The sequence below is a fragment of the Lutibacter sp. genome (assembly GCF_016342705.1).
Classification (GTDB): Bacteria; Bacteroidota; Bacteroidia; order Flavobacteriales; family Flavobacteriaceae; genus Lutibacter.
Genome location: NZ_JAEINV010000007.1, coordinates 124,718 through 146,771, shown reverse-complemented (window position 1 = coordinate 146,771; position 22,054 = coordinate 124,718). Strand labels below are relative to the sequence as shown.

The following is a 22,054-nucleotide window of genomic DNA, read 5'->3' as shown; positions in this document are numbered from 1 at the left end:
AAGCTAATTTCAACTTAAAAAATGCTTCAAAATTTATCCAATTCTTTAGCTGGTGAATTATTTTTTGATGATTTACTTAAAAATATTTACGCTACTGATGCCTCTGTTTACAGAAAAATTCCGCTAGCTGTTGCGTATCCCAAAAACACGGAAGACATACAAATCTTAATCAATTTTGCTACTAAAAATAATATCTCTTTAATTCCAAGAACTGCAGGAACATCATTAGCAGGACAATGTGTGGGCGATGGAATTGTAGTAGATGTTTCTAAATATTTTACAAAAATTGTAGCTTTTGATGAGCATCTTAAAACAATTACTGTACAACCAGGAATTATTAGAGACGAGCTGAATTTATTTTTAAAACCTTTTGGCTTATTTTTTAGTCCAGATACTTCAACCACAAACCGTTGCATGATTGGCGGAATGGTTGGTAACAATTCATCTGGAACAACTTCCATAAAATATGGTGTAACGCGCGATAAAGTACTTGCTTTAAAAACCGTTTTAAGTGATGGCTCTGAAGTAATTTTTGAAAGCTTAACTGAGGAAGAATTTCAATTTAAAAAAAGAGGAAATACGTTAGAAAGCACCATTTACAATACAATTTACAACGAACTTTCCAATCCTGAAATTCAACAAGAAATTAAAAAAGAATTTCCTAAAGTTGCTATTCATAGAAGAAATACGGGATATGCCGTTGATGAATTGCTGAAATCATCAATTTTTTCATCTTCAGAAGAAAACATAAATATTTCAAAACTTTTATGCGGAAGTGAAGGAACGTTGGCTTTTACCACTGAAATTACCTTGCAATTAGATCATTTACCACCAACCGAAAGTGTTTTAGTTGCAGCGCATTTTAAAACCATTCAAGAAAGTATGGAAGCTGTTGTAATTGCTATGAAACACAATTTATTTTTGTGTGAATTAATGGATAAAACCATTTTAGATTGTACAAAAAACAATCGTGAACAATTAAAAAATAGGTTTTTTGTTGAAGGAGATCCTAAAGCTATTTTAATGTTAGAGGTTAAATCCGATACTATTAATAAAGCGCAACAATTTACAAATAAGCTTATTGAAGAGTTACAACAAAATAATTTTGGTTATGCTTTTCCAAAACTTATAGGAAACGATATTCAAAAAGCATTGAATTTAAGAAAAGCCGGTTTAGGTTTATTAGGTAATATTGTTGGCGACAGAAAAGCAGTTGCTTGTATAGAAGATACCGCTGTTGAAGTAGCCGATTTACCAAATTATATTCGTGAATTTTCTGCCATGATGGAAAAATTTGGGCAAGATGCTGTGTATTACGCACACGCGGGTGCTGGTGAAATTCATTTACGTCCGATTTTAAATTTAAAAAAACAAACAGATGTGGCTCTTTTTAGAACCATAACTTCTGAAGTTGCTCAATTAGTAAAAAAATACAACGGTTCTTTAAGTGGTGAACACGGCGATGGAATTGTTAGAGCTGAATTTATTCCGCTAATGATTGGTGAAAAAAATTATGATTTATTAAAACGCATTAAAATAGCTTTTGATCCAAACAGTATTTTTAACAAAGGGAAAATTGTAAATTCTTTTCCTATGGATGAGAATTTACGTTACGAAATTGACAGACTTGAACCAACCATTGAAACTATTCAAGATTTTTCAGATAGCCAAGGAGTTTTAAGAGCTGCAGAAAAATGCAACGGTTCTGGTGATTGTAGAAAACCAGTTTCGGTAGGTGGAACTATGTGTCCGAGTTACAGAGCAACTAAAAACGAAAAAGATACTACAAGAGCACGTGCAAATGCATTACGCGAATTTTTAACCAATTCCGACAAAATTAACAAGTTTGATTATGAGGAACTAAAAGATGTATTTGACTTATGCTTAAGTTGCAAAGCCTGCGCTAGTGAATGCCCTAGTAATGTAGATGTTGCAGCTTTAAAAGCCGAATTTTTATACCAATATCAGAAAGAAAACAAACCTTCTTTACGCACATATTTATTTGCTAACAATAACAAATACAATAAATTAGGAAGTATTTTACCTTTTGCTACTAATTTCCTTTTAGATAATTATGTTACTAAAAAAGTGTTAGGAATTGCAACACAACGATCTATTCCTAAGTTATATAGAACAACACTTAAAAGCTGGTACAAAAACAATAAAAAGAGATTTCACAACCAAGATTTTAAAAACGGCGAACTCTATTTATTTTGTGATGAATTCACTAATTTTTACGATGTAACTATTGGAATTGACACCATTGAATTATTTACAAAATTAGGTTATAAAGTACTTTTAATTGAACACGAAGAAAGTGGTAGAAGTTTTATTTCAAAAGGATATTTAGCAGAAGCAAAACAAGTTATTGACAAAAACATTTCAATCTTTAAGGATATTATTTCCGAAAAAACTCCTTTAATTGGCATTGAACCTTCAGCTATATTAGGATTTAGAGATGAATATCTTCGATTAGCAGATGATAAAATTTCTGCTGAAAACATCTCAAAAAACGCCTTTACTATTGATGAATTTGTAAAGAAGGAGTTTGAACAAGGCCATATAAAATCGTCTAGTTTTAAGAAAACAACAAAAGAAATTAAAATTCATGGGCATTGCCACCAAAAGTCGTTAAGTACTAGCGAAGCCACTTTTACTATGCTAAATATCCCCATAAATTACAAACCAACTATTTTAAATACTGGTTGTTGCGGAATGGCAGGTTCTTTTGGTTATGAAAAAGAACATTATAACATTTCTATGCAAGTTGGTGAAGATACATTGTTTCCAAAAGTGCGAAAGACATTAATAGACGTTGAAATTTCAGCTTCTGGCACAAGTTGTAGACATCAAATTAAAGATGGTACAAAACGCACAAGTAAGCATCCTGTGAGTATTTTGAAGGAAGCGTTGATTTAGTTTTGAGTTATAAACTTTCGCCAAAGGTTATTAAATTATGATCCGGATCAAGGATTGAAAATTCCTTTTGTCCCCAAGGTTTCATTTGCAAATCTCCATTGGGATGAATAACTACTTTTGCTTTTAATAATTCTTCGTAAAGCTTTTCAATTGCATTGGATCTTATATAAACTTGACCATAATTTTCATTTATATTTAGTTCTTTAAATTCAAAAAAGTGAATTTGAATATGGTCTTTTTGTACCATTAAATACCCATTAAAATCTGCACTACCAAATACTTTAAAACCTAACATGTTTACATAAAAATTTTTAGTCACTGATTTAGATCGCATTGGTAATTTTGGATGAATATCTTTAAGCATATTTTATATATTATGTATAGAAATGTATGTCTAATTTATAAAACTTTCTACACTTACTTTTTTCTAACTGTATAAAAAGGAACATTTTCATTTCTTTTGTAGCTTATAACCAATTAAGTATTGGTATTTATTTTGTAAATTTTGAATTCATCCAAGCGTCTACCAATTCTTTCTTGTCTGATTCATTGTTATAATTTATGTTCACGCCAAAGTCTAAACCATTTATAAATCTACTGTACATTATTTGATTTAAAATGATAGCGCCATCTGAGTCATATACTATAAACTCATAGGTGTGAAAATCGAGTCCATCTATATTAATGATGCTTGTTGCTGTGGAATCTACTTTAATTCCTTGATTTTCGTAAGAATTATAAACGAGTTCTTTTGATGCTGCACTGCTAACTTCCCATTCTTCTGAATACTTCGGTTCAAACGGTTCTGAAGTTGATTGAAAATTATTAAACTGATCTTTTTGAAAACTTATCAAGCTTTTTAATTTAGAACTGTCAATTTCTCCTTCTACCATTTTCTGTAATGCCTCAGATTCTTTTTTTACGTTTTCTTCATTTTGTTCTGTAGAAATTATTTTCCAATTAGTAGGAATTGAAATAGTCCATCCTGTTTCCTTACTAGAAAACACATGGTTTTCAGATGTATCTTCTTGCTGCTTATTTGAATTACTATCTCCACAAGATATAATTGAAATCAAAATTCCAATTAAAACTACTATTTTTTTCATCATCATAAATTTAATTAGATGTTTCATATGGATAAAAGGTTTAGATTTTAATTGGTGCAATTCAGAAGTTTAAATTCTACAAACTACTGATATATTGCCGGTTAAATATACAAAAACTTTTTAATCAGCGAAGAACTTCACTAAATTATAGGTAATACTGCTACTTATTTTTATTTATTTCGTAACAGATGCATTTTTCATATGCTGGGAATTCTTTTAATTTAGGATGATTAAATTCTCCTGCTTTTTTTTTCTTATTTTTTGAATAAATGAATGATTCATATACATTCAGATTTATTAATTGAATTATTCATGTTACTTTTGAAACTTCAACATATTTCATTCTCAAACGTTCGTTTATGCCATATCAAGATGTGTTTGTTCTTTTCTGGGAACATGTAAAAGAAAGTGTTCAAGAAGGCACCTTTGCCAAATTAACCATGGCTAAGACCGTTGGTAAGCCTAACTTGAAAAATATATTTGTCAGACCAATTTATGCTGAAGATGGCTTTAAGGTTTTAGTAAAATTACGCTACAAATCTATTGAGACCGAGGATACGGAAGAAGAATTTACCTTAGATGAGACTTTTGTGTTTTTGAAATCACATCTAAAAAAGTCTTTTTATACAGTTCTTTTATTCACCACAAAAAAAGATATTACTTTTAAAATTAACAAAAAGGGTGCGGGTAGCATTACCGAACATTTACCAACATTTCATGACGTTACACCACCTAAAAATAGTACAGACTAAGATAGTTCCATATTTTTTCAACCTACTTTGCGCTGGTTTTTTTGTTTTGTAACATCCTATTCAGTTATTAAATGTTCAAGCGCATACTAATTGCCCCTAAAACTTTCAATATTACTCCTTAAAGGTTATTTTACAGGGATTTTTAATAAATGTAGTTCTATGCTCTACAAATGAAATCCAGTCTTTCTTTGAAGTTACTGAACCAAATTTATCCCAAGCTGCACCTGTATAATAAGAAATTCCAATTGCTGATTTTGGTTGCATAATGCTAACTACATGATTATTTATATTTTTAATTTCTAGGATATCGCTTGGCAACGCAATAAATCCAACACCCAAGTTTCCTTTTCCTTCCGCTAACGATTCCCAACTTGCTATCCATCCCAAATCTTTTTCAATTTGTGTCTCTGAATCATCACGTTGTACAAACCCTTCTGCATGTTTATAGCCTAAAGATACCATATCAGAATTATAGCTACTTTCAATTTTATTAAAATAGTAGCCAGCATCTAATGTCATTCGTTTAGTTTCAACAATACTTTTATGAAACGCCCATCCCGTAAATTTTAATTCAAAAACGGTACGAATTGGCCCGTTGGCAATAATTTTCCAATCATAGAAGGGATGTGAAAAATAAATAGAGTCATTTTTTAAAATACCTGTACCGCCACAGCCCTGACTTTTTCCTGAACTATAATGATCAGCTCCATAACCCGTATCTATATGATAATTTTGTGAGGGAACATACCATTTTTCAGTAATAAGATCTGGAATACGCTTGCACCAAATATCCATCGCAATTCAAGTGCCTTGTAATTTAGCTCGCTCTTGTCCAAAAAAACGATAACCAATAAAATTATTTTCCCAAGTAAAATCTTGCATTCCTTCTTCATTAGGCATATAAGCGGCATACACCGTAGATTTACCTAAAGGATCTTTTTTAGCAATCCTTAGTTCAAATTCCTTTTTTTCATTTGGGTTGAAATTACTCTGAAATAAAAATTCATCGGAAACTCCATCTTCATTATAATCTATGGATTGCGTTAGCAGAAATGTATTGTTTTTTAAATCTTTTACTTGAATAAAATGTACTTGCTCATTCGGAATATTTTTTTAATAAACGCTGTGAAAAGTATAATTGTCTCATTATTTCTAATCAACGAAATTGGGTTTTCTACCTCAATTAATATAGTAGATTGTAAGTTGTTTTGTAAGTATGTAGCACTGTTAATTTTTAAAGAGAGTAATAATAAAACAACTAATGTGATTGATTTCATAAAAAAAATATGCATTTTTAATTTAAACCACTAATGTACTTTTTTATAGAGTTTAATAGTACTAATTAGTAACTAATGTTTTAATTTAATGGCTAACTTTCTTGAACTATCGGTAATGTAAAATTAAAGTCGCTTCCTTTTCCAATACTGCTTTTAGCCCAAATAATCCCGTCATTTTTTTCTACAAATTCTTTACATAAAACCAATCCTAGTCCAGAGCCTTTTTCATTTTCAGTTCCAAGAGTAGTATTACTTTTAGTTAATCTAAATAGTTTTTTAAGTTGCTTCTTCTTCATTCCAATTCCGTTATCTGAAATAGTAATCTTAACCTCATTTTGCACTAATTTTTCTTTAATAATTATTTGCCCTCCAATTTTGGTGAATTTAATGGCATTTGAAATAAGATTTTGTAATATAATTGTCAACATATGCACATCTGCAAACACTTCAATCTCATCCGACGGAGTATAATTTAAAGAGATATTTTTTAATATTGCTGATGATTTTGAAGTTTCTATCACTTTCTGAATAGCTGATGACAACACTATTTTTTCTGGAGTAAAATTAATTTGTTTGGTTTGAGTTCTTGCCCAGTTTAATAAATTATCAAGTAAAATAAGGGTGCTTTTGGCAGATGAATTTATTAAGGTTGCATACTTTTCAGATTTTGAAATGTCATTTTCTCTTAATTTATCCTTTAATAATTCCGATAAGCCAAGAATACCGCTAAACGGGCTTCTTAAATCGTGAGCAATAATTGAGAAAAATTTATCTTTCGTGGCATTGAGTTCTTTTAAACACGACTCGCTTTTGGTTATGGCAATTTCAGTCTTTTTGTGGTCTGTAATATCATCAAATATTACAAGAAATTCGCCTTTTTCGGAACTATAAACTGAAATAGCAAACCAAGTGTCTAAAGATGCTACATAGGTCTCAATTCGTTCAGATATCCCCGTTTTAGCAACCCTATCATATACATTGAATAATAAGGGATTTTCAATTTTATGATTCACCAATATTTCAGATACTAATTTACCTTTTACATTTTTTAATCCGGTTAATTTTTCAAAAGCATTATTTACTTCAATATATCTAAAATCTATGGGTTTATTATGTTCATAAAGCATTTTACATTGTGCAAAACCTTCAACCATATTATTAAAAAGCGAGTGGTATTTTTCATCACATTTAACAGCATAATTCTCTAAGCTAATTTTTTGTTGCTTTTTAAGATCTTTAATCTCATTTTTTAATTCTTGGTATGTTGCTTTAGCATTCATTTCCAATTTCTTTACACATGTCACCTATAAAAGGCTGGTATAATTAGTGATATGTTTTGCTTATAGAAGTTTTAATTTCTATAAATTTAATGAAAATAATACTTAAAAACGTGCTATTTTATATTAATAAGTAACTTATTACGTAATTTGTTATCTTTTTTGACCTAAAGAGAATGTTTATTTGCTAATTATGGTAGATACTAGATTGTTTTAATAAATGTTCATAAAATAAACCTAAAAATTAGCCTTATACATATAAAAATTAGTAATTTTATACGTGTAAAGTATATGTTGAAATGCTACTGATAAAAAAGATACTTTATAAATTTTCTACTACTTCTATAAATTAATTGTACAATACTTTTAAAGTATTTGTACATTTTTTTTGATATTAATTGTACAACTATTTTTCACAAGTAAAGCAACTATGCTAAAGAAATGCGGCAGTTTTGTGTATAAAGTCTTGCAGACCTCTAATTTTTTTCTCTGTATTTTCGAAATTCTATTCTTATTAATTGTAAAGTAATCATAAATAACAACGTTAAAAAGATGTTATAATGGTAAAGTATTCGTCAACCTAAACATATTTCATATTCGCAGTGTGATTGATTATTATATGGTGAGAACCTGAAATAAATTCAGGTTGACGGTTCAAAAGTCAAAATAAGCCAAAAATTCGTCATGCTTTACTTGTATCAGCATCTTTTCATAATCTTAATAACTATTGAATGAGCACCTGAAATAAATTTAGGTTGACAGATTAGAAAAGCAAAAAGGGATACTAATAAATTACAAACCAACTATTTTAAATACTGCTTGTTGCGGAATTGCAGGTTCTTTTGGTTATGAAAAAGAGCATTATGCTATTTCTATGCACGTAGGTGAAGCTATCTTGTTTCCTAAAATTAGAAACACAGCAAGCACCACCATTATTGCAGCCGCAGGTACAAGTTGTCGACATCAAATTATGGATGGAACAAAACGTATAAGTAAACACCCTGTTAGTATTTTACGGGAGGCACTTATCCTGTAATAAAAAAACAGCTTAATTAATAACTAAAAATTTTTAGCTATTTAATAGTGAATTTTCATACGTTGCCATTAAGTTCATAATTTTATCTTTATTTAACGGTTTGCTCACAAAGTCTAATACACAAGAATCATTCACTGCTTTTTCTTTATCTGATGGATTAATAGAAGCCGTTAAAATAATTATTTTACTTTTTTGTCCTTTACATCTAGCACAATATTCTTCTAGAAACTGCCATCCATTCATAACGGGCATATTTAAATCTAAAAAAATTAAGTCTGAATGTACGTTTTGTTCAAAAATTAAATCCAATGCTTTTACAGCACTATCTAAAATGGTTATTTTGTTAGTAATTCCTAAATTTTGTATATGAATTTCATTTAGCAAATTAGTTGTACTGTCATCATCAATTAATAGTATGTTATTTAGGGGTGTCATTTTTTATTTGTTTTGAGAGTGTTATTATAAATTCGGAGCCTTTTCCTACTTCCGACTTTACTGCAATTTTTCCACAATGCAATTCGGCCGTCTTTTTACATTTTGAAAGACCAATACCAGTGCCTTTATATTTTTTATTGGTATGTAGTCTTTTAAAAATTTCAAAAATCTGTTTAAGGTGTTTTTTATCAATTCCAATACCATTATCCTTTATACTAAACTTTTGAGATTTAGCGTTTTCAGTTCCACTAATTGTAATGATAGGACTTTCGTTATCTTTTGAAAATCTGATGCCATTACTTATTAAATTTTGAAACAACATTCTTATGTCATTTTTATAACCGGTAATGTGTAAGGGTACATCTTTTATTTCAATTTTTGCATTTTTTTCTGTGATAACGCTATTTAAATCAGCGATTACTTCATTTAATATATCTTTGGCAGAAAACGTTGTGATCACTTTATTTTTTCCAATTCTCGAATATTCTAAAATACCTCGTATAAGGTTTTTCATTCTAACCGTGGCATCCAAAACTATTTTAATATAATTTTTGGCATCATCGGTATAAACAGTATCATATTCACTTTTTAACAGTTCAATAAACCCAATAATTGTATTGAGGGGTTCTTGTAAATCGTGCGAAGTTACATAAGCAAACTGTGCCAATTCTTCATTGCTTGATTTTAGTTTTTCAATTACATTTATTAACTCTTCTTTGGCGTGCTCTAATTCTGTAATATCAATAGAAACACCTAAAATATGATTTTCGTTTTTGTTTTTAATTAATATTTTATTGGTAGTAAACCATGTTTTTCCATTTTTGGTATCATAGCTTTCAACTAAATTTAGCTTTGATTGTCCTGTTTTAATTACTTCCAAATCATCTTCATATAGTTTTTTAGCAATAATTGGATCCATTAATTCAATTAAATTTTTACCTTCAAGTTCTTCTTTGGTTTTATCTAGTGCAGCAGCCAAAAAATTATTAACCTTTAAAAAATTATTTTTACTGTCTTTATAAAAAACCATCGCCGGAATATTATTCATAATCAACTCTAACTGATTTAATAAATTTTCACGATCTCGATTTGCTTTTAGTAAATTATTTTCTGCTTCAATTAAATTAGAAATATCAACATAGGTGATCACTACGCCATCAATGGTATTATTTCTATCTATATATGGGATCATTCGCTTTAAATACGATATACCTTCATTATCATAAATTTTTTTCTCAATTTTAGTCCCTTTTTTAAGTACTTTTTTTAAATCTCTAATAAATTCTTTTTCATTTGCAGACTTAAGCCTATGAGAAAAACTGCCAACATATCTTCCAACATCGGTTTCTTCAATATCAAAATGTTTTTTAATAGTTGGTGTCAGCCTTCTAATTTTTAAATTGTTATCTAAAAACAAGGTGCCTATTTGTGTGCTTTTAAAAAAGTTTAAAATATCGTCATTAGCAACAGCTAACTCTTTATTTTTAAATTGAAATTCAGAATTAACGGTATACAACTCTTCATTTACCGATTGTAATTCTTCATTGGTACCTTGAAGTTCTTCATTACTCTCCATTAATTCTTCGTTGGCAGCTTGTAACTCTTCATTACTGGTTTCAAGTTCTTCTATTACATACTGTAGTTCGGCATTTTTGGCTTTTATTTCAAACTCTAAATCATCAATTCGTTGTTTGGAAAATTCATCAAGTTTGTATTGATTGTACACAATAGCTTCAGAAACTTCAGCTGTATCAACATTTTCATCAAATACTATTAAATATATTTCTGAATCATTTTCAGTTTTAATCTTTGAAAAGGTTAAATTCAATACTTTTGAAACCGCTTTATTGGTAGTTTTTACATTTTTAAATATTATATTTTTATTTTCTTGTTTTACTCTTTTTAAGCCATTTCTAACCATTACTGCCAACTTATCATCTAACATTTTTAACAAGTTATATTGTGCTACGCCTTCTGAAATTGTTAATAACGATTTTAAGTCACCTTTAACGAATAAAATATTATAATCTCTATCAATAAAGATACACTTAGGGGCAAAAGTATTTAGTAAATGATTGGTAAATAAACTTTCACTATCTCTTTTTATAGGTGTTATAAGATTGGAAATATGGAGTTGTTTTTCAGTTCTTTTGTTGGTAATCACATTTTTATAGGAATTATTATCAAAAGAAAAGTAATTGATGGATTTTATTTTTCCAGCAATATTATAAATTTTATGTTTTGGATTTACTACAGTAAACTCTTTTTGCAATTCACCTAAAGTTTCACTACTTCCTAAAAATAAAAAGCCTTGAGGGTTCAGTGAAAATTTAAACTTCTCTAATACAATATATTGTGATTTAATTGAGAGATAAATCAATAAGTTTCTACAAGAAATTAAATCCATTTTTATAAATGGTGGATCATTGATAACATCATGCCTTGAAAACACAATTTTTTCTCTAATTTTTTTGTTAATTTGGTAGTAGTTTCCAATTCTTGTAAAATATTTTTCTATATATTTTGATGGAATTTCATTCGCCATATTCAAAATATATTCACCATTACTCGCAATTTCTAACGCTCTTAAATCGGCATCAGTTGCAAAAATTTTATAATCGGTCGCTAATTTATTTTCGCGTATATATTCATCCATTAAAATTGCTAACGAGTAAGCTTCTTCGCCAGTACAGCAACCTGCCGACCAAATGCGTACTGTTTCAAAATGCTTTTTCGTATCAAAAATTAAAGGTAAGGTTTCTGTTTTTAATACATTCCAAGCCTCGGTATCTCTAAAAAAACTTGTTACACCAATATAAAAATCGTTGATAAGCAATCGTTTTTCATCATCTTCAATTTTTATTAAATTTAAATACTCTGATATTTCATGAATATTTAAACTACCCATTCTTTTTTCTAACCTTCTAACCAGCGTATTATGTTTGTAATCTTTAAAATTTTGACCTGAAAATTTATACAAAACATCGAGTATTTCATTAAATAAATTTTCAACTTCAGTTACAGAGCCACCGCTAACTTCATGCATAAATGAGGGCTTGCTAGGAAATTTTACAATTTCTTTGGCGAGTTCGCTAGGTGTACCTATATATTCGGACAATCCTGTGCCGATAGCGGTATTAGGCATCCCATCAAACTGTGCAGATTTAGGGTTTTGAACCATAATAGTACCGCTTACCTCTTTAAGTGTTTTAATACCGCGAGATCCATCGGTACCTGTGCCTGATAATATAATACCAATAGCTTTGTCTTTATATTCTTTAGCTAACGAATGAAAAAACATATCAATTGGTAAGTTTAATACCGTTCCATTGTTTTTTGGAACATATTTAAATGTTTTTTTTGAAATTTTTAAACTGGCATTATTAGGGTTTAAATAAATATGATTTGCTTTAACTTCTTCACCATCTTTAACTGTTGATATGGGCATTTTAGAATATTTGCCCAATAAATCACTCATTAAACTCTTAAAATTTGGGGACAAGTGTTGAATAATACAAAATGCCATTCCTGTATTTACAGGAATATGTTTAAAAAACTCTTGTAAGGCATCTAAGCCTCCGGCTGAAGCGCCAATTCCAACTACAAAAATGTCATTATAATTATTTTTTTTTTTTTTTTTCATGAAAAATGCTATTATAACACGTATAACAAGAACATACTAGGTATACATTATTATTATACTTAAATTCATCTATTTGGTGTTACAATATACATTTTTTTTTATACTTATGTAACTTTTATATCAAAAAAAAACAGTCCATATTTTTTTAACAACTATTAGCGAAATAAAATTGTATTTCATAAGGTTCACTGCATTATTCATAAAAAAACGTTAATTATTAGTATTTTAAAAGAAGTGAAAAAAATGTATTATAAAACCTGCTCTGAGTAGCGCCGAAATGTTGACTGGGGGTCACACGTTCCAAATAAAGAGATTTCCTTTTATAAGGGAATGACGTTGGGTTTTGGTTCAAAAAGAAAGATTCCCTTTTGCAAGGAATGACTGACGATTAAACAAAAAGGGAATTCATTAACTGAGTTCCCTTTTTATTTGTATTGCATTATATAATATTACAAACTTTTTAAACTTGCTTCTATTGTATCAATTTTAGCCAATGCATCCGCTTCTTTCTGACGTTCAATAGCCAATACTTTTTCAGGAGCATTGTTCACAAAACGTTCATTACTTAATTTTCCTTGAACCGATTTTAAGAAGCCTTGCGTGTATTTTAATTCTTCTTCTAATTTTGCTTTTTCAGCTTCCACATCAATTGCGCCCACCATTGGAATAAAATACTCATTAGATTTTATTCTAAAACTTAAAGCACCTTCTACCGTTGAAGTAACATAACTAATTTCGCTAATATTCCCCATTTTCTGAATCACCGCATCAAAATTAGCACTTACTTTATCGTTATTCAAAATAGAAAACTCTATAGTATCTTTAAATGAAATATTTTTGTCTTTTCTAATGGTTCTAATTCCTGAAATAACATCAGCCGCCACATTAAACTCATTAATTAACGTGTTATTATATACTTCAAGCTTAGGGTATTCCGCAATAATTAACGCTTTTTCTGGAGTTCTGGTGGTAATGTCTTGCCAAATTTCTTCAGATAAGAAAGGCATAAACGGATGTAATATTTTTAAATTATCTTCTAAAAAGGCAATGACCGCTTTGTATGTTTTAGCATCTATTGGTTTTTGGTATTCTGGTTTTACCATTTCTAAAAACCACGAAGAAAAATCATCCCAAATTAATTTATAAATATTCATTAAGGCTTCACTTAAACGGTATAGCTCAAATGAACTATCTAAATCTGCCAATACTTGTTGAAACTTTGCTTTATACCATTCAATAGCCACTGCAGATGAACTTGGTTGCTCAATAGTTTCTGAAACTTCCCAACCTTTTACCAATCGGTAAGCGTTCCATATTTTGTTAGAAAAGTTACGTCCCTGTGCGCATAATTCTTCATCAAATAACAAATCGTTTCCTGCGGCTGAACACAATAACATTCCAACACGCACACCATCGGCACCGTATTGTTCCATTAATTCAATAGGATCTGGTGAGTTTCCTAATGATTTCGACATTTTTCTACGTTGTTTATCACGTACAATTCCTGTAAAATACACATTTGAAAATGGTTTTTCATTTCTAAATTCGTATCCAGCAAAAATCATACGAGCTACCCAAAAGAAAATAATATCTGGTCCTGTTACTAAATCGTTGGTTGGATAGTAATAATTAATTTCCTCATTATTAGGAAAACGAATCCCATCAAAAACCGATATTGGCCATAACCAAGATGAAAACCACGTATCTAAGGCATCTGGATCTTGTGTTAAATCTTCCGCTGTTAATTGTTTACCTAATTTTTCAGATGCAATTGTTACCGCTTCTTCAATACTAGTTGCTACCACAAAATCATTTTCACCATCACCATAAAAATAAGCAGGTATTTGGTGTCCCCACCACAATTGACGAGAAATGTTCCAATCCCGAATGTTTTCTAACCAATGACGATAGGTACTATTATAATGCTTTGGAAAGAATTTAATTTCTTCATCTTCCAACACTGCTTTTAAAGCTGGCTCTACAATAGTATCCATTTTTAAAAACCATTGTGCTGAAATTTTAGGTTCAATAACTTCTTTTGTTCTTTCAGAAGTACCCACTTTATGTAAATGTTGTTCAATTTTAACTAAACAACCTAATTCTTCTAATTCTTTGGTAATTTCTTTACGAACCACAAAACGATCTTTTCCTTCATAATGCATTCCGAAAGAATTTAAGGTAGCATCATCATTAAAAATATCAATGACTTCTAAATTGTGTTTTTCACCTAATACTTTATCGTTCTGATCGTGCGCTGGTGTTACTTTTAAACAACCTGTTCCAAACTCAATATCCACATATTCATCTTCAATAATAGGAATTACTCTATTGCAAATAGGTACAATGGCTTTTTTACCTTTTAAATGTGTAAAACGATCATCATTTGGATTGATACAAATGGCTGAATCTCCTAAAATTGTTTCAGGACGTGTAGTTGCAATGGTTAGCACATCATCAGTTCCCTCAATTTTATAATTTAAATAGTATAAATTTCCTTGACGTTCTTCATAAATAACTTCTTCATCAGACAAGGTCGTTTTAGCCGAAGGATCCCAGTTTACCATTCTGTAACCACGGTAAATTAACCCTTTGTTATATAAATCAATAAAAACTTTGGTAACAGCTTCGCTTAAATCTGCATCCATCGTAAACTTAGTTCGTTCCCAATCACAAGAAGCTCCTAACTTTTTTAACTGTTCTAAAATAATTCCACCATGCTTATCAGTCCACTCCCACGCATGTTTTAAAAACTCCTCACGTGTTAAGTCTGCTTTATTAATTCCTTGTTGTTTTAACTTATCTACCACTTTGGCTTCTGTTGCAATAGAAGCGTGATCTGTACCAGGTACCCAACATGCGTTAAAACCTTTTAAACGCGCACGTCTAATTAATACATCTTGTATGGTGTTATTTAACATATGCCCCATATGCAACACTCCGGTTACATTTGGCGGTGGAATTACAATAGTATACGGTTCTTTTTCATTAGGTGTAGAATGAAAATAATTATTTTCCATCCAATAGTTATACCATTTGCTTTCTATGTCTTGTGGGCTATATTTTGTAGCTAAACTCATTTTGGTCTGATATTTGTAATAGATTTTGCAAATGTACAATTATAAGAGATAACACAAAATATTTTGAAAACTTAAAAAAAGAACTAACTTTACATTATTAAAACGATTATAAAAATGAAAAAAATAGCATTATTACTATTTATTGGACTTGTATCACTTTCAATAAATGCTCAAGAAAAAACAACAGCAACTGTAGATCCAAATGCTCCTGCATTTGAATTTGAAGCGGATGTAATTGATTATGGAACTATTGAATTAAATGCTGATGGCCTACGTGTTTTTAAATTTAAAAACGTTGGTAAATCACCTTTAGTAATTGATAGAATTCAATCTAGCTGCGGTTGTACGGTACCTAAAAAACCAGAAGGGCCAATTATGCCAGGTGCATCAGGTGAAATTGAAGTAAAATACAACACACATACTGCAGGTGGTTTTTCAAAAACAATAACTGTATATTCTAACGCAACTGAAGCAACTAAAATGCTTAGAATTAAAGGAATAGTTTTAAAAGCAGAATCTGAAGTGGTAAAACAAAAATCTTCTGTTTCTTCAAAATAACAGTAGACTTTTAATATTAACAAAAGGCTGTCTAAAAAGCATTAAAATCCGTCATTCTGAATCAAGTTCAGGTTGACGAAAAGGTTACTTTTTAGACAGCTTTTTTTATTTTAAAGCATTTTCTAATCTAAAACTGTAGGTATAATCTTGATTGTTCCGTTCAATCACTACCGTAATTTTCTTATTTTCTTTTTCGTAAAAATACCCAACTATTTCTTCTAACTGCATTCCGTAGGTATATTTTCCATTAATTTTCACAATTATATCATCTTTTAATAATCCAGCTTTATAGGCCGGTGAACCCATGGTTATTTTATGAATTTTATAGGATGGCTTAAAATCGTATTTATACCTATAATCTAATGTTACAGTGTTTCTATCTGGTGAGTTTAAATTATCTTTAAATCCAATGGAACTATATTCTTGTTCTTTTACTAATATTTTTCCATTATATGCAAGCTCAATACCGCTCATATTATAAGTGAACTTATCTTTAAATCCACTTCCTTTTTTTAAGTAAATTTCATTTTTTGGATAATTAAAAGTTACCTCAAACCTTTTTAAAACAGAAGCTCCTAAACTTCCGTTTCTATCTTCAAATTTACGCGCATGAAAAACAGATAATGAATCCGGAAATGAAACAGTTGGTTTTTCAAATTCAAATTTACCAATTACCAATGCTTCAATAATAGACCTTTTACCATGCACAGCTCCACTTAACCCTTCTCCTAAAAAATCTTCAAAATAGTTGGATGGCGCTACAATATCAATTGCACTATTTTCAAATAACCACATAGCATCACTCCCTCCGGAATCTACCAATAATTTAACAGGAATTATTTTTGAAGGATTAGCCTCTAGCTTAACTCCAACATTTATATATGGTTTTAAACTATTAAACTCAATTGGTAACACTTCACATTTTTTGCATTTTTTTTGAGCGTAATTGTTAGGGTCAGAAAAAGTTAAAATTTTTGAACTATAATTTACCGTTACCACAAAATCTTTTAAAATATCGTACCCTATAATCCCGTGAATAGTAAGTCCCATTTTAGAAGATAAATCAAAACTATCATCAAAAATTACAAATAAACTTTGATTTTTCCCTACAATATTTTTAAGTTTAAACACATTTTCATCCGACAAAATAGCTTCCACTGCATCGTCCTTCCCAAGCCCTTGCAATTTTATTTTTTGGGTATTAAAAAGCGGAATAGAGTCGTTATAATTAATATTAAACAAAATAGTTCTTCCAACACCAGAATCTAATATAAAATTTAAATCTTTCCCATTTACCTCCATAGGAAAAACAATTAAATTACTTAATAGTTTAAATTTAACGGTTTGTTTTTTTGTACTATTTATAAACTGGTAGCTTCCCTGAGAAAAAACAGCTGCAACATTACAAATAATAAAAATCAGTATAAAAAAATGTAAATGCTTCTTAATCAATTTATTTAAATTTAATTACTAGTTAATGTACAAAAACATACAACCTTAGCACAACTTTTGTGAAAATTTTAACCTTTAAAAAATCGATAAAAAGTTACACTTTTTAAATTAAATTTCGCAATTTTGTTATATCATTTTTAATAAAAATTGAATAATGCCAACAATATCAATTAAAGGAAAAAATATGCCCGAATCACCAATTAGAAAATTGGTGCCATATGCTGAAAATGCTAAAAAGAGAGGAATTGAAGTTTTTCACTTAAATATTGGGCAACCAGACATTAAAACACCTGAAGTTGCTTTAAATGCCGTAAAAAATAATACTTTAAAAGTTTTAGAATATAGTCGTTCTGAAGGTTCTGAAACTTACAGACAAAAAATTGCCAACTACTACGAAACTTATAATATTAAGGTACAAGCAACAGATATAATAGTTACAACAGGTGGATCTGAAGCGTTGCTTTTTGCTATTGGAAGTATTACTGATCCAGGAGATGAAATTATAATTCCAGAACCATTTTATGCTAATTATAATGGTTTTTCAACAGCATCAAGTGTTACCATTGTACCAGTAATTTCAAAAATTGAAAATAATTTTGCATTGCCTCCAATTAGTGAATTTGAAAAATTGATTACACCAAAAACTAAGGCAATTTTAATTTGTAATCCAAACAATCCAACAGGTTATTTATATTCTAGAGAAGAAATTGAAAAATTAGCGGAGATTGTTAAAAAACACGACTTATTTTTAATTGCAGATGAAGTATATAGAGAGTTTGTATATGATAATGTGCAACACCAATCTGTACTTAATAATTTTGGCTTAGACAATTACGCTATTGTAATTGATTCTGTTTCAAAAAGATATAGCATGTGTGGTGCAAGAATTGGTTGTATTGTATCTAAAAATAAAGAAGTTATTAGTACTGCATTAAAATTTGCGCAAGCTCGATTAAGCCCTCCAACCTATGCTCAAATTGCCAGTGAAGCTGCTTTAGAAACACCACAATCTTATTTTGATGAAGTTAGTGTTGAATACAAAAAAAGAAGAGATCTTCTTATTGAAGAATTGTCTAAAATTGAAGGAGTAAAAGTTGCAAACCCAAGAGGTGCCTTTTATTGTGTTGCAGAATTACCTGTGGATAATGCGGATAAATTTGCGCAATGGCTTTTAGAAGATTTCAACCTAAATAACCAAACTGTTATGGTGGCTCCTGCAGCAGGATTTTATTCAACACCAGGAATTGGAACAAATCAAGTGAGAATTGCGTATGTATTAAAAACAGCAGATCTTATTCAATCGGTTGCCATATTAAAAGCAGCCTTAATTAAATATAACTCTCTATAATTGAATATTTTAGAAAATATATCTTTAAAACCTTATAATACCTTTGGAATTGATGCTATTGCAAAGCAATTTGTAACCGTAAATTCTTTAAGTGAACTAAAACAACTTATATCTACTGAAAAAGACATTTTTTTATTGAGTGGCGGAAGTAATATGTTGTTAACTAAAAACGTTGAAAAGCTTGTTGTTCAACTTAATTTAAAAGGAATTACTTCTAGTGATTTAAATGAAAATTATGTGTTGGTTACTGCCGAAGCTGGAGAAAACTGGCACAATTTTGTGCTTTGGTGCATTTCAAAAAACTACGGCGGTTTAGAAAATTTATCGCTTATTCCTGGAAATGTGGGTAGTTCTCCTATTCAAAATATTGGGGCTTATGGTGTGGAAATTAAAGATACTTTTCACCAATTAGAAGCTCTTGAAATTGCGACTGGAAAAACACATGTTTTTAATGCTGATGACTGCAATTTTGGATATAGAAATTCTGTTTTTAAACATGAATTAAAAGGGAACTATATTATTACAAAAGTGACTTTTAAGCTTACCAAGCACTCACATAAAATTAATATTTCTTATGGAGCTATTCAAACAGAATTAAAAAATAAAGTAGCTCCTACATTAAAAGAAATAGCTGATGCTATTATAGCCATTAGACAAAGTAAACTACCTGACCCTAAAGAGATTGGAAATAGTGGGAGTTTTTTTAAAAATCCCGTAATAACTGTTGATGCATTTAAAAAACTTCAAAATAAATATCCAGAAATACCACATTATATAGTTTCTGAAAACGAAATTAAGATTCCGGCTGGTTGGTTAATTGAACAAAGTGGATTTAAAGGAAAACGATTTGGAGATGCGGGGGTACACGAAAAACAAGCACTTGTTTTAGTAAACTATAAAAATGCAACTGGACAAGAAATTTATAATCTTGCCCAGCGTATTCAGCAAACAGTTTTACAAAATTTTGCTATTGAATTAGAAATTGAAGTAAACGTTATTTAAACAGTTACTTCCAACAATTCACATCCAACAGATGAAATTAGTACATTTTCAGCAGTTGCAGGAATTAATACCGTTTCACCAAAACTGATAGTTTCAGTATTCCCGAAAATTGAAATCTCAGCACTTCCTTCCACACACATAAATATTACAAAAGAATCTGTTTTTGTATAATCTAATGTTACAGTTCCTTTTATAGGAATAAAATTAGTTTTGAAATATTGACACGTAGCTACCGTATTTAAAACGTTTTTGCTTTTTGAATAGTTTCTATCCGTATCTATTTTATCACTAAAATTTAAGGCATCAACAGCCAATTCTGTATGTAATTCACGTTCATTTCCTTGATCATCAACTCTATCAAAATCGTAAATTCTATAGGTAATATCGCTTGTTTGTTGGATTTCTGCCAAAACAATACCAGCACCAATTGCGTGTACAGTTCCAGTTTCAATAAAAAATGCATCCCCTTTTTTTACAGGTACACCATTTAAAACTGACATAATATTTTTATCTTCTAATAGCTTTACATATTTAGCAGCATTGATTGTTTCATTAAATCCTAAAATTAACCTAGCCCCTGCATCAGCTTGCAGAATGTACCACATTTCTGTTTTTCCAAATGAATTATGACGTTGTTTTGATAATGCATCATTTGGATGTACTTGTACCGATAAATCTTGTTTTGCATCAATAAACTTTATGAGTAATGGAAAATTGTTTCCAAAATTAGCATAATTGTTTTTTCCAATGAATTCAGCTTTATAGGATGCTTGTAAATCTCTTAGAGAGGTTCCTTTTAAACTTCCATTTTGTACTACGGAAACATTGCCTTCAACATCTGAAATTTCCCAGCTTTCCCCAATATCTTCTAAATCAGATTTTTTATGTAAGTTTTTTACAAGTTTACTTCCTCCCCAAATTTTATCTTTTAAAATTGGGACAAATTTTAATGGATAATTTAACATTATTGTATAAGTGTTTTTAAATTATTAATAACAAAATCTAATTCTTCAATTGTATTTAATTTGCTAAACGAAAACCGAACTGAAGTATTTTTTGCGTCTTTTTCTGATAAAATTGTATTTAATACGTGTGAGCCCTTGTTACTTCCACTTTGGCAAGCACTACCTCCTGAAACTGCAATCCCTTTTAAATCTAAATTAAAAAGTAACATGGCATATTCTTTTGGAAACTGAACATTTAAAATAATGTAACTACTATCTTGCTCACTTTGAGAAGTTCCATTAAATTTAATTCCTTCAAAATTATTTTTTAGTTGTTGTATAAAATAACTTTTTAACGTTTGTATTTCTACTGATTCCTTTTCTAAATTTGAGTAGGCAATTTGCAATGCTTTTTCCATTCCTAAAATACTATGCACATTTTCTGTACCAGCTCTTGCGCCTCTTTCTTGCTCTCCTCCGTGCAAAATTGGATAAATGCCAACGCCTTTTTTTATATATGCAAATCCAACTCCTTTAGGTCCGTGGAACTTGTGTGCACTCGCTACAAAAAAATCTATCGGTGTTTTTTGAATATCAAATTTAAAATGCCCAACTGCTTGTACTGCATCCGAATGAAATAATGCTTTATATTCACTGCATAAATCAGTAACTTTTTTAACATTTAAAATATTTCCAATTTCGTTATTTACATACATTAAACTCACCAATTTTTTTTCATTGGTTTGTTTTAATAAAGTTTCTAAGTGTTCAAAATCAATAGATCCTGTTTCATCTACTTGTACCCAAAAAACTTTTATTGGAAATTCTTTTGCTAAATTTTCAATAGTATGCAACACCGCATGGTGTTCAACTTTTGACGTGATAATTGTTTTAACGCCTAAATTAATAACTGCATTTCTTAAAATTAAGTTATCGGCTTCACTTCCTCCAGCAGTAAAAACTATTTCAGAAGCTGTTACATTAAAATGTTTTGCAATGTTTTTCCGTGCTGTTTCAACTAAAGATTTTGAGGTTCTTCCTATCTGATGAATAGATGATGGATTTCCATAAACAGTATGCATTGCTTCGGTTACCACCGTAATTACTTCGGGCAACATTGGTGTAGTTGCTGCGTTATCTAAATATACTTGTTTCACCTTACAAAAATAACTAAAATAAATGGTTTCATTTAGTGCTTAATAGTTGAAAACATTTATTTTTGCTTCAT

General features: G+C 29.8%; 14 protein-coding genes and 1 pseudogene. 5 read left to right on the top strand and 10 right to left on the bottom strand.

Annotation, left to right across the window (positions count from 1 at the left end; translation table 11 throughout):
* Positions 1-21: 21 nt before the first annotated feature.
* Positions 22-2,919, top strand: a complete 2,898-nt coding sequence (locus JEY78_RS08655; RefSeq protein ID WP_291849620.1) for an FAD-binding and (Fe-S)-binding domain-containing protein — start codon at positions 22-24, stop codon at positions 2,917-2,919.
* Between the two features lie 7 nt (positions 2,920-2,926).
* Here the strand turns inward: JEY78_RS08655 and JEY78_RS08650 are convergent, their stop codons facing one another.
* Positions 2,927-3,283: a VOC family protein gene (locus tag JEY78_RS08650; RefSeq protein WP_291849617.1), complete on the bottom strand. Its 357-nt coding sequence runs from the start codon at positions 3,281-3,283 to the stop codon at positions 2,927-2,929.
* A gap of 127 nt (positions 3,284-3,410) precedes the next feature.
* Positions 3,411-4,052: a hypothetical protein gene (locus JEY78_RS08645; protein WP_291849615.1), complete on the bottom strand. Its 642-nt coding sequence runs from the start codon at positions 4,050-4,052 to the stop codon at positions 3,411-3,413.
* Positions 4,053-4,384: 332 nt separating this feature from the next.
* On the opposite strand from JEY78_RS08645, the gene JEY78_RS08640 reads away from it, so the two are divergent.
* Positions 4,385-4,777 (top strand): hypothetical protein, encoded by a 393-nt coding sequence (locus tag JEY78_RS08640; protein ID WP_291849613.1) that lies wholly within the window; start codon positions 4,385-4,387, stop codon positions 4,775-4,777.
* A gap of 111 nt (positions 4,778-4,888) precedes the next feature.
* On the opposite strand, the pseudogene JEY78_RS08635 reads toward JEY78_RS08640, so the two are convergent.
* The 5 genes and pseudogenes from JEY78_RS08635 to JEY78_RS08615 all read right to left on the bottom strand — a co-directional run bounded on the left by JEY78_RS08635 (position 4,889) and on the right by JEY78_RS08615 (position 15,522).
* A pseudogene (locus tag JEY78_RS08635) lies at positions 4,889-5,884 on the bottom strand (DUF4861 family protein).
* A gap of 262 nt (positions 5,885-6,146) precedes the next feature.
* Positions 6,147-7,334 (bottom strand): PAS domain-containing sensor histidine kinase, encoded by a 1,188-nt coding sequence (locus tag JEY78_RS08630; protein ID WP_291849611.1) that lies wholly within the window; start codon positions 7,332-7,334, stop codon positions 6,147-6,149.
* 1,066 nt (positions 7,335-8,400) lie between these two features.
* Complete coding sequence (locus tag JEY78_RS08625; protein ID WP_291849609.1) at positions 8,401-8,802, bottom strand: response regulator; 402 nt, start codon at positions 8,800-8,802, stop codon at positions 8,401-8,403.
* Positions 8,786-12,445, bottom strand: coding sequence for a chemotaxis protein CheB (locus JEY78_RS08620; protein WP_291849606.1), 3,660 nt, complete (start codon positions 12,443-12,445; stop codon positions 8,786-8,788). Before JEY78_RS08620 ends, JEY78_RS08625 begins: the two co-directional genes overlap by 17 nt.
* Positions 12,446-12,894: 449 nt before the next feature.
* Entirely contained in the window at positions 12,895-15,522 is a 2,628-nt protein-coding gene (locus tag JEY78_RS08615; protein WP_291849603.1) for a valine--tRNA ligase, read from the bottom strand.
* Positions 15,523-15,636: 114 nt separating this feature from the next.
* Here JEY78_RS08615 and JEY78_RS08610 point away from each other — a divergent pair, with 114 nt between their 5' ends.
* Complete coding sequence (locus tag JEY78_RS08610) at positions 15,637-16,080, top strand: DUF1573 domain-containing protein (protein ID WP_291849600.1); 444 nt, start codon at positions 15,637-15,639, stop codon at positions 16,078-16,080.
* 105 nt (positions 16,081-16,185) lie between these two features.
* On the opposite strand, the gene JEY78_RS08605 is transcribed toward JEY78_RS08610, so the two are convergent.
* Positions 16,186-17,382 carry a PDZ domain-containing protein gene (locus JEY78_RS08605; protein WP_291849596.1) on the bottom strand — a complete coding sequence of 399 codons (1,197 nt, stop codon included), beginning with the start codon at positions 17,380-17,382 and terminating at the stop codon, positions 16,186-16,188.
* A 304-nt stretch (positions 17,383-17,686) separates the two neighbouring features.
* Between JEY78_RS08605 and JEY78_RS08600 the strand changes: the two genes are divergently transcribed.
* Complete coding sequence (locus tag JEY78_RS08600) at positions 17,687-18,880, top strand: pyridoxal phosphate-dependent aminotransferase (RefSeq protein ID WP_291849593.1); 1,194 nt, start codon at positions 17,687-17,689, stop codon at positions 18,878-18,880.
* Entirely contained in the window at positions 18,881-19,882 is a 1,002-nt protein-coding gene (gene murB, locus JEY78_RS08595; RefSeq protein ID WP_291849591.1) for a UDP-N-acetylmuramate dehydrogenase, read from the top strand.
* On the opposite strand, the gene JEY78_RS08590 is transcribed toward murB, so the two are convergent.
* Positions 19,879-20,847: a type I phosphomannose isomerase catalytic subunit gene (locus tag JEY78_RS08590; RefSeq protein ID WP_291849588.1), complete on the bottom strand. Its 969-nt coding sequence runs from the start codon at positions 20,845-20,847 to the stop codon at positions 19,879-19,881. The two genes, murB and JEY78_RS08590, sit on opposite strands and share 4 nt — an antisense overlap.
* On the bottom strand, positions 20,847-21,983 hold the full coding sequence (locus JEY78_RS08585; RefSeq protein WP_291849585.1) for a cysteine desulfurase family protein: 1,137 nt from the start codon (positions 21,981-21,983) through the stop codon (positions 20,847-20,849). Before JEY78_RS08585 ends, JEY78_RS08590 begins: the two co-directional genes overlap by 1 nt.
* Positions 21,984-22,054 lie beyond the last annotated feature (71 nt).

Bases quoted from the DNA above. Each gene is read 5' to 3' on its own strand.
- JEY78_RS08605 (WP_291849596.1), bottom strand. From the start codon at position 17,382: ATGGAGGTAAATGGGAAAGATTTAAATTTTATATTAGATTCTGGTGTT.
- JEY78_RS08650 (WP_291849617.1), bottom strand. From the start codon at position 3,283: ATGCTTAAAGATATTCATCCAAAATTACCAATGCGATCTAAATCAGTG.
- JEY78_RS08590 (WP_291849588.1), bottom strand. From the start codon at position 20,847: ATGTTAAATTATCCATTAAAATTTGTCCCAATTTTAAAAGATAAAATT.
- JEY78_RS08640 (WP_291849613.1), top strand. From the start codon at position 4,385: ATGCCATATCAAGATGTGTTTGTTCTTTTCTGGGAACATGTAAAAGAA.
- JEY78_RS08645 (WP_291849615.1), bottom strand. From the start codon at position 4,052: ATGAAACATCTAATTAAATTTATGATGATGAAAAAAATAGTAGTTTTA.
- JEY78_RS08615 (WP_291849603.1), bottom strand. From the start codon at position 15,522: ATGAGTTTAGCTACAAAATATAGCCCACAAGACATAGAAAGCAAATGG.
- JEY78_RS08620 (WP_291849606.1), bottom strand. From the start codon at position 12,445: ATGAAAAAAAAAAAAAAAAATAATTATAATGACATTTTTGTAGTTGGA.
- JEY78_RS08600 (WP_291849593.1), top strand. From the start codon at position 17,687: ATGCCAACAATATCAATTAAAGGAAAAAATATGCCCGAATCACCAATT.
- JEY78_RS08630 (WP_291849611.1), bottom strand. From the start codon at position 7,334: ATGAATGCTAAAGCAACATACCAAGAATTAAAAAATGAGATTAAAGAT.
- JEY78_RS08625 (WP_291849609.1), bottom strand. From the start codon at position 8,802: ATGACACCCCTAAATAACATACTATTAATTGATGATGACAGTACAACT.
- JEY78_RS08655 (WP_291849620.1), top strand. From the start codon at position 22: ATGCTTCAAAATTTATCCAATTCTTTAGCTGGTGAATTATTTTTTGAT.
- JEY78_RS08610 (WP_291849600.1), top strand. From the start codon at position 15,637: ATGAAAAAAATAGCATTATTACTATTTATTGGACTTGTATCACTTTCA.